The 12,963-nt window shown below is 69.4% G+C and carries 13 protein-coding genes; 9 read left to right on the plus strand and 4 right to left on the minus strand.

The window, feature by feature from the left end; all coding sequences use genetic code 11:
• Window positions 1-582: PfkB family carbohydrate kinase (locus QM611_RS10920; RefSeq protein WP_415079946.1), on the minus strand; the 582-nt coding region annotated here is incomplete at its 3' end.
• A 23-nt stretch (window positions 583-605) separates the two neighbouring features.
• Window positions 606-1,619, minus strand: a complete 1,014-nt coding sequence (locus QM611_RS10925; RefSeq protein WP_415079947.1) for an SIS domain-containing protein — start codon at window positions 1,617-1,619, stop codon at window positions 606-608.
• A 278-nt stretch (window positions 1,620-1,897) separates the two neighbouring features.
• Between QM611_RS10925 and QM611_RS10930 the strand changes: the two genes are divergently transcribed.
• Genes QM611_RS10930 through QM611_RS10945 form a run of 4 tightly spaced genes read left to right on the plus strand, consistent with a single transcriptional unit; the run spans window position 1,898 to window position 6,222 of the window.
• Complete coding sequence (locus tag QM611_RS10930; RefSeq protein ID WP_415079948.1) at window positions 1,898-3,217, plus strand: ABC transporter substrate-binding protein; 1,320 nt, start codon at window positions 1,898-1,900, stop codon at window positions 3,215-3,217.
• 13 nt (window positions 3,218-3,230) lie between these two features.
• Window positions 3,231-4,181, plus strand: coding sequence for a carbohydrate ABC transporter permease (locus QM611_RS10935; RefSeq protein WP_415079949.1), 951 nt, complete (start codon window positions 3,231-3,233; stop codon window positions 4,179-4,181).
• Complete coding sequence (locus QM611_RS10940) at window positions 4,178-5,035, plus strand: carbohydrate ABC transporter permease (protein WP_415079950.1); 858 nt, start codon at window positions 4,178-4,180, stop codon at window positions 5,033-5,035. Before QM611_RS10935 ends, QM611_RS10940 begins: the two co-directional genes overlap by 4 nt.
• 8 nt (window positions 5,036-5,043) lie before the next feature.
• The gene (locus tag QM611_RS10945) at window positions 5,044-6,222 is read left to right on the plus strand and encodes an NAD(P)/FAD-dependent oxidoreductase (protein WP_415079951.1); all 1,179 of its coding nucleotides are present in this window, start codon (window positions 5,044-5,046) and stop codon (window positions 6,220-6,222) included.
• Window positions 6,223-6,254: 32 nt separating this feature from the next.
• Here QM611_RS10945 and QM611_RS10950 read toward each other — a convergent pair whose 3' ends face one another.
• Window positions 6,255-7,139, minus strand: coding sequence for a hypothetical protein (locus QM611_RS10950; protein ID WP_415079952.1), 885 nt, complete (start codon window positions 7,137-7,139; stop codon window positions 6,255-6,257).
• 102 nt (window positions 7,140-7,241) lie between these two features.
• Between QM611_RS10950 and QM611_RS10955 the strand changes: the two genes are divergently transcribed.
• Genes QM611_RS10955 through QM611_RS10965 form a run of 3 tightly spaced genes read left to right on the plus strand, consistent with a single transcriptional unit; the run spans window position 7,242 to window position 11,246 of the window.
• Complete coding sequence (locus tag QM611_RS10955; RefSeq protein ID WP_415079953.1) at window positions 7,242-7,781, plus strand: prepilin peptidase; 540 nt, start codon at window positions 7,242-7,244, stop codon at window positions 7,779-7,781.
• Window positions 7,771-8,688, plus strand: a complete 918-nt coding sequence (locus tag QM611_RS10960) for a YihY/virulence factor BrkB family protein (protein ID WP_415079954.1) — start codon at window positions 7,771-7,773, stop codon at window positions 8,686-8,688. The genes QM611_RS10955 and QM611_RS10960 overlap by 11 nt, the downstream gene beginning before the upstream one ends.
• A 56-nt stretch (window positions 8,689-8,744) precedes the next feature.
• Window positions 8,745-11,246 (plus strand): glycogen/starch/alpha-glucan phosphorylase, encoded by a 2,502-nt coding sequence (locus tag QM611_RS10965; protein ID WP_415079955.1) that lies wholly within the window; start codon window positions 8,745-8,747, stop codon window positions 11,244-11,246.
• 66 nt (window positions 11,247-11,312) lie between these two features.
• Here QM611_RS10965 and QM611_RS10970 read toward each other — a convergent pair whose 3' ends face one another.
• On the minus strand, window positions 11,313-12,044 hold the full coding sequence (locus tag QM611_RS10970) for a glutamine amidotransferase (protein ID WP_415079956.1): 732 nt from the start codon (window positions 12,042-12,044) through the stop codon (window positions 11,313-11,315).
• 110 nt (window positions 12,045-12,154) lie between these two features.
• On the opposite strand from QM611_RS10970, the gene QM611_RS10975 reads away from it, so the two are divergent.
• Window positions 12,155-12,382 (plus strand): response regulator, encoded by a 228-nt coding sequence (locus QM611_RS10975; protein WP_415079957.1) that lies wholly within the window; start codon window positions 12,155-12,157, stop codon window positions 12,380-12,382.
• The coding region (locus QM611_RS10980) for a CYTH domain-containing protein (protein WP_415079958.1) at window positions 12,379-12,963 on the plus strand (585 nt) is incomplete at its 3' end. The genes QM611_RS10975 and QM611_RS10980, both read left to right, overlap by 4 nt.

Raw genomic sequence — 12,963 nt, forward strand, 5'->3', positions numbered from 1 at the left:
GCCCGCCGCGCCGCGCGTGGCCACCGCGAGGGAGGCGCCGCGGCGAACGGCGTCGCGCGCCACGCGAATCGCCGCCCGCTCGTCCTCGCCCGCCGAGCAGAAGGCGACGTCGAGGTGCGCGAAGCCGTGCGCCACGGCGCAGTCCTGGCTGATGTGGATGCTCGGCGCGATCGCCCGCAACCGGCGCACGAACGCCGCCGCGCGGGGCAGCATCCCGATGTGCACCCACGCGTGTCGCGCGATGAGCGCGAGGTCAGCGTCTGACGGCTCATACTCGGCCGTCACTCCGAAGTCCTCTCGTTCGAACACCCGATCGCCGTCGGGCGTCAGCCGGATCTGGGTGACCGCTGTCGGGCCGTCCGCGGCGACGAGCCCATCGGCGGCGACCTGGTTCGCGCGCAGGGCCGCGGCAATGAGCGCCCCGTCCTCGTCGCGCCCGATCGCGCCGAAGTACGCGGCGGGCACGCCGGCCAGCCGCGCCTGCACGGCAACGTTCAGCGCGTTTCCGCCGACCAGCACGCTCCCGTCGCTGTAGCGGTCGATCGTGTTGTCGCCGACGGCGGCGACGCTCGGGCGGCGCATCGAAGTCCCGGCCTCAACCGCCGTCAGTAGTCCAGCCGGCGGTAGTAGCGGCGTGTCGTGAGCGGGTGGTCGCGGAGCACCTCGAGGTGGGCGCTCACGCGCTCGAGCACGGTCGCGACGAGCACGTGGGGGATCAGCGACTTGACGTCGGCTGAGATCCCGGGGAGCGCGAACTCGGCCGTGTCGACGACGGTGATCCGATCGGTCACCGACGGGAGCCAGCGCTCGACGCGTTCGGCGAGTGGGCGGGACGCGTCGTCGCCCTTGAACAGGATCACGCTCACGCCGCTCTCCACCAGCTCGAGGGTGCCGTGGAAGAAGTCGGACGCGTGGATGGGGCGCGTGCGGATCCACTGCATCTCCTCGAGGATGCAAGTGCCGTAGTACCACGCTTCGGTCCAGGCAGGGCCAGCCCCCGTGATGATGTGGTACTCGTCGTGCTGGATCGACCGGGCGATCTCCGCCGCCGTCGGCTCGTACGACCTTTTGACCTCCAGCAGCAGTGCGGGAAGCGACTGCAGTTGCGACACAGTGGAGTCGAACGCGTCGTAGCGGCCGAGCCGATTCAACAGCGCGAGGGCGATCACGAGGGACTGCAGGTAGAACGACTCGGACGACGTGTCGTCCGCCGCCGAGACGGTGAACGTGTGGTCGGCGGCCACCGCGACGGGGGAGTCCGCGTGCGCGGTCAGGCTGATGACGCGGGCCCCGCGCTGGTGCGCGTGCTCGAGCGCGGCGATCGCCTCCGGTGTGGTCCCCGACAGCGAGGGGATGACGACGATGGACTGGGGGCCGAGGTTGGACGAGCCCACGGCGACGAGCTCCGCCGCGTTCTCAAGGTAGACCGGGAAGTCCGAGAGACGGGCGATCAGCTGGGCGGCCGGCTCCATGAGCTTCCCGGCGCCGCCGGCGCCCAGGAAGAAGAGATTGCTCGCGCCGTCGTCGAAGAGCGAGCCGACCACGCGCTGAATCGAGCGCGTGTGCGAGAGAGCCTCGTTCTGGATCCTCAGAAACCGCTCGGGGTCGAAATTGAGCACGGAATCGCCTCCGTCGGTGCGCGGAATATGTCGGACAACAGTATGAGTAGTCTGATGACTTGCCGTCAAGCGACCGGCAGCCGCAGTTGGGCGCAGGTCCCCGTGAACTCGCGCATTTCCGTGGTGTTGAGGCGACGTGCCGCGATCCTGTCTTCCGTCCGTCGGGATCCGGCGGAGAATCGTTACGGTTTTGTCATTGACACCGGTATCAATGCATCCCTAGACTCCGAAACGATCGCGTCGCGTGACGCTTATCACACAGAGAGGTTAGGTGCAACATGCGGGCAACACGGCACAAAGTAGCCCTCGCGGGGGCCGTTGGCGCGGTGCTGGTACTCAGCGGCTGCACGGCGGCGTCCACGGGCGGCGGCGACACGTCGACGACCGACCTGAACGAGGTCGAGTACAAGGGCACGATCTCCTTGGTGAACAAGTTCTCCGACCCGAGCGTGTCGGAATACTTCCCCGAGATGGCGAAAGAGTTCGAGGCAGAGCACCCCGACGTGACCGTGGAGGTGCAGCAGGAGTCCGACCAGGGCTACAAGGACAAGATCAAGGTCCTCGCCTCCTCCAACAGCATCCCCGACATCTACTTCGCGTGGCCGGGGTCGTACGCGAAGCAGTTCGTCGACGCCGGGCTCGCGCTCGATCTCACCTCCGTCATCGGCGAGGGCACCGAGTGGAACGAGTCGCTCGCCGCTGGCGCGGTCGGAGCTGGCGTCTACGACGGCAAGAACTACGGCGTTCCGCTCGACCTGGACGCGAAGTTCATGTTCTACAACAAGAAGGTCTTCGAGGACAACGGCGTCTCTGTCCCCACGACCTTCGACGAGCTGCTCGGAGTGTGCAAGGCGCTGAAGGCGAAGGGCATCACACCCGTGAACTTCGGCAACAAGGACGGGTGGCCGGGCCTGCACTACGTGACGCAGTTGAACGCGTACAACGTGCCGGCCGCGACGCTCGACCAGGACTACTCGAGCGACGAGCCCGCGTACACCGACCCTGGCTACGTCACCGCCCTGTCGGAGTTCCAGCAGATCATCAGCGAGTGCACCGACACCGGCAAGACGGGCAACGGCATCGACCACACCGACGCCCAGGTCGGGTTCGCCGACGGCAAATCGGCGATGATGTACCTCGAGTCGCTGGAGATCGGCCTGCTCAAGGACACGCAGCTCGACGAGGACGGGATCGGCATGTTCCCGCTGCCGGCTCCCGCTGACGCCGCAGGCGACCTCGGCGCGCTTGTCGGCGCTCCCGACCTGCTGCTGGTGAACTCGAAGTCGGAGAATCCCGCTCTGGCCGTCGCGTTCCTGAAATTCATCGTGTCCAAGCAAGGCGCGGCCAAGATGCCCGAGCTCATGAGCGGCTACCCGAGCCCGGTCAAGGACTCGCTCGACCCGGACACCACGGACCCCGAGACCGTCGAGGCCATGGACCTACTGGCCCAGGCGTCGAGCCTTGCCATCTGGCTCGACACCGTGACCGACCCCCAGGTCGCGCAGGCGTACCTCGCGGGCGGCGAAGCCCTCGTCGGCGGCACCAGCACTCCAGAGGACGTGATGGAGTCGGTGCAGCAGGCAGCCGCAGGCTCCTAGCAGGCAGCGCGCTGTGCAACCCGCCACGGTCACCGAGACGACGGCCACTCAGGACAGCGGCCGCGCCGGCCGCCGATCGCCCCTCCGGGCGATCGGCGGCTGGCGGTCCTCGCTGTGGGTCCTGCCCGGACTGGTGCTGATCGCCGTCTTCGTCTACTATCCGCTGCTGGAGAACATCTACCTCAGCTTCTTCCAGTGGTCGGTGTTCGAGCCGATCCCCGAGTTCGTCGGCGGCGCGAACTACGCCCGCGCCATGGGCGACCCGATCTTCTGGCGATCGCTGCTCAACAACATCGCGTACGCGGTCGTGTCGCTGGTCTTCCAAGTGACGGGCGCGCTCGTGCTCGCCGCGCTCGTGGAGACCTACGTGCGAAAGCACGGCGGCATCCTGCGCGCGATCTACTTCATCCCGTCGGCGATCTCGTTGACCGTCGCGGGCCTCTTGTTCTACTTCATCTACCAGCCGCAGACCGGAATCCTGAACGAGGCACTGCGCGTCGTCGGGCTCGGCGACCTCGCCCAGGCGTGGCTCGGCCAGGAGACGACGGCGATCTGGGCCATCATCTTCATGAGCCAGTGGCAGAGCTTCGGCTACACCACGCTGCTCTTCTCGGTCGCGATCCAGCGCATTCCCCGCGAGCTGTACGACGCCGCCGACCTGGACGGCGTCGGATCGCTCGCTCGCATCTGGTACATCACGACACCGCTCGTGCGGGAGATGAGCACGCTGCTGATCATCGTCACCGTCACCGGCGCGTTCCAGGTGTTCAACGAGGTCATGGTCATGACCTCCGGCGGCCCGAACAACAGCAGCCAGGTGCTGGGCACGTGGCTGTACCACGCGGGCTTCATCAACAACGACTTCGGATACGCGGCGGCGATCGCCACCGTCGTGTTCGTGATCACGATCCTCCTCGCCATCGCGCAACTGTGGATCTCGAGGCGAAAGAGGGTCGAGTGGTGAGCGCGACCACGAATCGAACAGTCAGCCGGCTCGGCTTTGCCGGCATCCTCCTCCGCCTGGTGGTGTGGGGCATCCTCGTGGTGACGGCCCTGGTCGTTATCGTCCCGCTGCTGTGGATGCTGGTGAGCAGCCTCAAGGTGAACACAGAGTTCCTCGCCGACCCGTTCGGGTTGCCGACCACGCTGTTCTGGCAGAACTTCGTGGACGCGTGGAATCTCGGCGTCGGCCAGTACATGTGGAACAGCGTGATCGTCACCGTCGCGTCGATCGTCGCGACCACCTTGATCAGCGCGTGGGCGGCATTCGGTCTGACCAAGCTGACCATCCCGTTCTCGCGTCCCGTGCTCTTTCTGATCGTGGGCGGCATGATGCTCGCGCCGACCGTCGCGCTCATTCCGCTGCTGCGCCTGCTGCAGAGCCTCGGGATCTACGACTCGCTGCTGGGCCTCACGATCCTGTACACGGCGTTCCGCATTCCGTTCACGACGTTCCTGATCCGCTCCTACATGGTCGACCTGCCGCACGAGGTGGACGAGGCGGGCCTGCTGGACGGATGCTCCAGGGCGCAGCAGTTCTGGCGTCTGACGCTGCCGATGTCGATGCCGATCATCGTGTCCGCGATCATCCTGCAGTGCCTGTTCGCGTGGAACGAGTACTTGTTCGCGTTCATCTTCGTCAGCAGCACAGATACCATGACCCTGCCGGTCGGCCTCGCCAATCTGGCCTCGAAGCTCTCCACGAACTATCCGATGATCTTCGCCGGCATGACCATCGCGTCGATCCCGATGATCGCGGCGTTCTTCGCGGCACAGCGGTTCTTCGTCCGCGGTCTTGCCGAGGGGGTCGGGAAGTAGTCAGCGCCATGGCCTCTGCCCGTATGCGCGTCGTCGTCCTCGGCGGCGGGATCCTGGGGTCCTCGACGGCCGCCCACCTCGCGCGCGGGGGCGCCGCGGTCACCCTCGTCACCTCCGGCGCGATCGCCGACGGCGCGTCCGGCCGCTCCATTGCGTGGCTGAACTCCTCGGGCGAGCGCACCGCCGACTACCACTACCTGCGGCTGATGGGCCTGGACCGCTACCGCACGTGGGGTGCGAGGCGGCCGGACAGCGCCCGGTACCTGCGCTTCGACGGGGCGCTGAAATGGGCCGACGCAAGCGAGGGCGAGAGCTACCTCGACACGTTCGCGTTCGAGCGCGGGATCGGCTACGACGCGGTGTGGCTCGACCGCGGCGGCGTCGCCGAGCTGGCGCCCGACGTGAACGCCGACGCGGTCGCGGCGGAGGGGGCCATCTTCAACCCCGGCGAAGGCTGGGTGAGCCTTCCCGATCTGATCGCCGTGCTGCTGGAGGAGGCCGTGGGCGCCGGGGCGCGGGTCGTCGAGCATGCGGGGGCGGCGCGCGTGGAGGTCGTGGGCTCGGCGGCGACCGGGGTCGTGCTCGGCGACGGCACGCGGATCCCCGCCGACCACGTGGTGCTCGCCACCGGGGCGGGTGTGCCGGCCCAGCTCGCGGCGTTGGGCGTGGAGATCCCGGATGCCACCCCGGCGGCGTTCGTGGTCGTCACCGACCCGGCGCCCGTGCGCGTGAAGACCGTGCTGAACACTCCGCGCGTGGCCGTGCGGCCGACGCCCGACGGACGGCTCGTGCTCGACGCGGGTTGGGCGGAGCGGTCCATCGTGGTGGGGGAGGACGGGTCGATCACCGTGCCCGCCGAGTCGGTGCAGGGCCTGCTCGACGAGGCGTCCACCGTGCTCGCGGGCGCTCCGCGCCTGACTCCGAGCCGTGTGGGGGCGGGGCCAAAGCCGGTCCCCGGCGACGGCGAGCCCGTCGCCGGGGCCGTGCCGGCTGTCTCGCGGCTTTCCGTGCTGTTCACGCACTCCGGGGCCACACTCGGGCTGATCCTTGGCGAGCTGGTCGCGGAGGAAGTGCTCCTCGGCCGCCCGTCGCCGGTGCTCGCGTCGTTCCGCGCCGACCGGTTCAGCGCCGCCGCGCAGACCCGACCGGTCGCCACCGGGGCGTGGACGCCGGTGACGACTGCCTGAGCCTCACCATGGCTCTCGGGCAGGGCCATGCGTCATTGGCCGAAACCGCACCACCGTGCCACCCACGACAGAATGCGGCTGCGCATGCGATCGCCCACGAACAGCTCGATCTCGCCGGAGTTCCCGCCGACCTCGACGCGGACGTCGAAGACAGTGCCCCGCTTGTCCTCCTGAACGGCGTGCGGGTCGCAGCGGAAAGGCACGAGCGGGAGTCGGCGCACGACCGGTGTGGTGTCGTTCGCGTCCACGCTGACGTCGACCGGGAAGGCGCCGTCCTCGGCGGCAGAGCCGAACGCGAGCAGGTTGGTCTCCTGCACCGCCGAGACGACCGCCTCCGCGTCGTCGGTGGGCGTGATCGTGAGCTCGAGCGTCGCCGGCTCTCCCGGGGCGGATGGCTCGAACCCGGTGAACTCGACGACCGCGGCGCGGCGGAGGGCTTCGGCGAGGCACTCCCGCTCGTGCAGCGGCCCGAGGAAGCCGAACGGGTCGTCGGCGATGGCGCGCGCCTCGTGCCCGTCGTCGCCGAGCTCGAGCACGACCACCGGCTCGGCGTCTTCGGCGGGGCACCGCGCCGGCGGGAGTTGGACCCGCACATCGACCCGTGCGCCGGGCGGAAGCGTGCTCGAGCGCTCGACCACCCGCTTCGCGGCTCCTTCGAAGCGAGCGTCCTCCACGCGCACATCGCCAACGCGCAGTGTCTGGTCGCTGCCGTTCACGATCCGCACTTGCGCCTGCCGCGTCGCCACGTCCGACCGCTGCTGCACGATCATTGCCCGCACTCCCGCGGGCAGGCCGTCCGCGCTTGAGGGCGCGGCGCGCGCGGAACAGCCGCACAGTGCCCCCAGCGCGACGGCGCACAGCGCCGCGGCGAGCGCGACGTCGCGTCGCGCGCGGTCGGCGAGGAGGTGTCGTGCCATCCCTTGCCATTCTCCTCTCACGGCCGAATCCGCCGCGCGCCGGCCCGCCCGCGCGCTCGCCGGGTTATGGTGGGGATTCCTCGCGCCACGGGAGGGGACCGCATGGGATTCGAGTTCGCAGCGGACATCTGGCTGTGGAGCGCGCACACCGTCGTCGTCGTCGCGTACGCCGCTTTCGCCGTCGTGGGTGTGGTCCTGGCGGTCATCGACCTGCGCTCGCATCGGCTGCCGAATCGCATCGTGCTGCCGAGCTACGTCGGCGCGATGGGCTTGCTCGCCCTCGCCTGCCTGCTTGGCGCGGACTGGTGGCAACTCGCCCGCGCCGGCGCCGGGATGGCGGCGATGTTCATGTTCTACTTCGCGCTGCGCCTTGTGCGGCCCGCCGGCATGGGCGGCGGCGACGTCAAGCTCTCCGGCGTGGTGGGGCTGTTCCTCGGCTGGGCGGGATGGGCGCCGCTCGTCGTCGGCGCCCTCGCGGCGTTCCTGCTCGGCGGCATCGCCGGGCTCGTGCTGATGGCGGCTCGCAAGGCCGACCGGCGCACCGCCATCCCGTTCGGCCCGTTCATGCTCCTCGGGGCATGGGTCGGCATCGTCGCCGGGGACGCCCTCGCCGGCCTGCAAGGAGGAAGCCATGTCGTCTGAGACGACCCCGGTGAAGCGGCTCGTCGCGTGGGCGCTGCGGCGCCGGCCGGTGCGCGCGGTCCAGCACTACTTCGGCCAGAACGGCCCCATGCTCGCAGACAGCATCACCTATCGCACCCTGTTCTCGGTGTTCGCCGGCGTGCTGCTCGGGTTTTCCCTCGCGGGCCTGTGGCTGGCCGGCAACCCCGACGCGTTTCAGGCGCTGACCGACGCGGTCGACGCGGCGATTCCCGGACTCGTCGGCGCCGACGGACTGATCGACCCCGCCACAGTGCGGGCGCCGGTCGGGCTGTCGCTGGCCGGCGCGGTGTCGCTGGTCGGTCTGGTCTCCGCCGCGACGGGCGCGATCGGATCGCTGCGAATCGCGCTGCGCGTGCTGTCCGGGATGCCTCGCGCAGACGTTTTCGTCCTGTGGGCGGCGCTGCGCAATCTGGTGCTGGCGATCGCGATCGGGGCAGGGCTCGGGGCGTCCGCCGCGGCCACGTTCCTCGGCACGGCGTTCCTCGGCACGGTGCAGGGATGGCTCGGGCTCACCAGCGCCCTGGCAGGCGGGGCCGCGTGGGCCCTGGGAGTCGTCGTCACATTCCTGCTCGACGCGGGTGTGATCGCGCTGCTGTTCGCCGCCTTGTCGGGGCGGCGTCCGCGCCCTCGGGCACTATGGCCCGGTGTGCTGCTGGGCGCCGCGGGCCTCACCGTGCTGCAACAGCTGTCCGGGCTGTTCGTCGGCGGGGCGTCCGCCAACCCGCTGCTGGCCTCGTTCGCGTCGCTCATCGCGCTGCTGCTGTGGTTCAACCTGTCGGCCCAGGTCATCCTGATCGCCGCGTCGTACATCGTCGTCGGGCCGACCGAGCGGGACGACGACCGCCTCGCCGCGCCGGACGCGGCATCCTCTCCGACGGCCGGCTGAAAAGCGTTAAGGCTCTCGCTTTCGTGTCGAGGCCTTCCGTTGTGTACGGTTTCTAGGTGACCGATGACCGCACAGAGCCGCTCGTCCCGTCCCATCCCCTCGCGCTCGCCCCTGTTCCATCGCCGCCGAGCAACGTCGACGGGTTCGTGCGGGAGTTCTTGTCGAACCTGAACTACGACCGCGGCGTGCCGTTGTCGTCGTCGACGCTCAACGACCAGTACTTCGCGCTGGCGTACACGGTGCGCGACTACCTCGTCGCCCGGTGGCTGGAGGACCAGCGCCGTCAGCGCGAGCTGCAGTCCAAGGGCGTGTGCTACCTGTCAGCCGAGTACTTGCTCGGCCGGCAGCTCGACAACAACCTCCTGGCCAGCCGACTCACCGACGTCGCGACGGAGGCGCTCGCCGCGTGCGGCATCGACATCGACGATCTGCGGCAACTGGAGGTCGAGCCAGGCCTGGGCAACGGCGGCCTGGGCCGGCTGGCAGCGTGCTTCATCGACTCGCTCGCCACGATGAGCGTGCCGACCATCGGCTACGGAATCCGCTACGAGTACGGCATCTTCCGCCAGACCTTCGTCGACGGCCAGCAGGTCGAGCAGCCCGACGCGTGGCTGGAGATGGGCTCGCCGTGGGAGTTCCCGCACCCGGAGGCCGCGCAGACGATCTCGTTCGGCGGACACACCGAGAAGCACACGGACGACGACGGCGTCGAGCGCACGCGCTGGATCCCGGGATGGAACGTGCTCGCCGTCCCGTACAACTACATGGTGCCCGGCTACCACAACGGCCGCGTCAACACCCTGCGGCTGTGGCGCGCGGTGGCCACGAACAGCTTCGACCTGCGCGTGTTCAACTCCGGCGACTACGAGGAGGCCGTCCGCGCGCAGACGTTCGCGGAGAACATCTCCAAGGTGCTCTACCCCGAGGACTCCACGCCGCAGGGGAAGGAGCTGCGGCTGCAGCAGCAGTATTTCTTCTGCGCCGCATCCATCAACGACTTCCTCGACCACCTGCTCACGAGCGACTACCCGCTCGAGAAGCTGCCGGACCGCGTCATCTTCCAGCTCAACGACACGCACCCGGTGATCGCGGTGCCCGAGCTCATGCGCGTGCTCGTCGACGAGCGCGGCATGGACTGGGACGCGGCGTGGGAGATCACTCAGCAGTGCTTCGCGTACACCTGCCACACGCTGCTGCCCGAGGCGCTCGAGGTGTGGTCGGTCGAGCTGCTGGAGCGGCTGCTCCCGCGACACATGGAGATCATCTACCGCATCAACGAGGACTTCCTCGACGCGGTGCGCGAGCGCTACGGCGACGACGAGATGCGCATCCGCAACATGTCGATCATCCAGGAGCACCCGTCCCGCGCGGTGCGGATGGCGTACCTCGCCACCGTCGCCGGCGCGAAAGTGAACGGCGTCGCAGAGCTGCACTCGCAGCTGCTGCGCGACAAGGTGCTGCCCGACTTCAACGACTTCTTCCCCGGCAAGTTCACCAACGTCACCAACGGCGTGACGCCGCGGCGCTTCCTGCGGCTGGCGAACCCGGAGCTGGCCGGGCTCATCACCGAGGCGCTCGGGGTGGGCTGGACGGTCGACCTCGACCGCCTGCGGGGGCTCGAGACGTTCGCCGAGGACCCCGAGTTCCGCGCGCGGTTCGCCGAGGTCAAGGCGGCCAACAAGCGCCGCCTCAGCGACGTGCTGCGCGAGCGCGACGGCTTCGAGGTCAGCGACGGCCACATGCTCGACGTGATGGTCAAGCGCCTGCACGAGTACAAGCGGCAGATGCTCAAGCTGCTGCACATCGTGACGCAGTACGAGGGGGTCGTCTCCGGCCGGATGCGGGCGGCCGACGTGACGCCGCGCACGTTCGTGTTCGGGGCGAAGGCGGCGCCGGGCTACCTCATGGCCAAGCGCATCATCCACCTCATCAACGCCGTCGGGTCCGTGGTCAACGCCGACGAGCGGCTGGAGGGCCGCCTCAAGGTGCTCTTCCCGCCCAACTACAACGTCACCCTCGCCGAGCGCGTCATCCCCGCCGCGGACCTGTCCGAGCAGATCTCGCTGGCCGGCAAGGAGGCCTCGGGCACGGGAAACATGAAGTTCGCGCTGAACGGGGCGCTGACGATCGGCACGGACGACGGCGCGAACGTCGAGATCCGCGAGCTCGTCGGCGACGAGAACTTCTTCCTGTTCGGAATGAGCGAGCCGGAAGTCGAGGCGCTGTGGGCCAAGGGCTACCACCCGGCCGAGTTCTACCAGCACGACGCGCGGCTGCGCAGCGCGATCGACCTCATCGCCTCGGGGGCGTTCTCGGGGGGTGACCGGTCCACCTTCGAGCCGATCGTGTCGAACCTGCTCTACGACGACCGGTTCATGGTGCTCGCCGACTACGCGTCGTACATCCAGGCGCAGGAGCGCGTGGACGCGGCGTACGCGAACCAGGACGCGTGGACGCGATCGGCGATCCTCAACATCGCGCGGTGCGGGTTCTTCTCGTCCGACCGCTCGATGCGCGACTACATCGAGCGGATCTGGCACACGCCCCCGATGCTCTAGGGTGGGGCGTTTCGACTCGCCTCTCTGGTCGCCCCGCGAGCGAAGCGAGACGAAACGCGGCGACCGTCAGCGCGCGTGGCGCTCGACGAACGTGCGCAGAATCGACCCGGTGTGCGTCACCGGCAGGCGGCGCACGGCGTCGAGCGTGAGCTGCAGCTCGTCCGCCGCGAAGTATCCGTGGCCGGCGTAGGCGTGGATGCGGGTGATGATGCCGTCGAGGTCGAGCTCGGGGTGGAATTGCGTCGCGTACACGTTGCTGCCGACCCGGAACATCTGCACGGGGCACGCGTCGCCCGAGGCGAGCAGCGTCGCGGACGGTGGCAGCGCGCGCACGGCCTCCTTGTGGCCGACGAACGCGGGGAACACGTCCGGCAGGCCGGCCAGCAACGGATCGGCAGCGCCCGCCGCAGTGCGCCGCACTTCCACGACGCTGATCGGCTCGCGGTGCATCGCGTCGATCACCGCACCTTGGTGCGCCCCAAGCGTGCCCACTCCGTAGCAGGCGCCCAGGAACGGGAAGTCTTGTTCCACCACCCGATCGAGCAGGTCGCGGAACTCCGCCTCGACGCGGTGCTGCACCTCGCTCTTGCTCGAGGCCGGGTCGGAGGTGTTGAACGGCCCGCCGCCGACGAAGATCCCCGAGTAGTCTTCCAGGTCGACGTCGCCGAGCGGGCGGCGCTCCATCCGCACGCGCTCGAGCTCGCGCTCGTCCAGTCCGCTGTGGCGCAGGAACAGGGCGTACTCCTCATCTGCCGGGAGGTCTTCAGCGCGGGTTGCCAGGAGCAGAAAGGGTTTCATCGGCAGTGATTCTATGCCGTCTGCGGCATGGAATCGCGCCGCTTGGGACATCAACTGCCCACGGCCGCGGGGCGGCGCCGTCGGCGTTAGGCTGGCGGCAGGAGGCCACCATGGCGATTGCGCGACTGCACGGGGGCCCGCTCGACGGGCAGGTCATCCCGTTGGCCGATCCCGCTCAGAACCAGCTGATCATGCCGTACAGCCAGACCCAGGTCGTCTATCGACGACAGGGCGAGCGCGAGCACACGGGCTCGAGCGACGGGCCTGCCGCGGCGGCTTTCTGGTTCGTCGAGTCTGAAGACGACATCAATCCCGACCCCGACGGCCGAGACGCATGATCGCCGAGGGCGCGCATCGCTCAACCGAGGTCGAGGTCAAGCACGACGTCGCGCCCGACACGCCGCTTCCGGACTGGTCGGGATTGCCGGGCGTCGCGCGAGTCGGCGGCCCGGAGCTGCGAGACCTCGACGCGAGCTACCTCGACACCGACGACCTGGCGCTGGGGCGAGCCGGGTACGCTCTGCGGCGCCGCACGGGCGGTCCCGACGCGGGCTGGCACATCAAGGGGCCGCGCGGCGCCGACGGGGGGCGTGTCGAACTGCAGTGGCCGCTCGCCGACGACGTGCCCGCGCAAGCACGGGAGGCGGTCGCCACCGTCACCACAGCCCCGTTGCGCCCACTCGCGCGCATCCGCAGCCGGCGCACCGCCTACGCATTGCTGGACGCGCGAGGCGAGGTCGTCGCCGAGTTTGTCGACGACCGGGTGGTCGCCACCGACCAGCGCACTGCGACGACGCGCAAATGGCGCGAGTGGGAGTTCGAGCTCGGTCCGGCAGCGCCGGCCGGCGCTGCCGGACGGGCGGCGCTGCTCGCGGCTGCGGCGGCCGCGGTGGGCGCCGCCGGGGGCGGCCCCCCGGCA

Source organism: Microbacterium sp. (assembly GCF_047606685.1).
GTDB lineage: Bacteria > Actinomycetota > Actinomycetes > Actinomycetales > Microbacteriaceae > Microbacterium.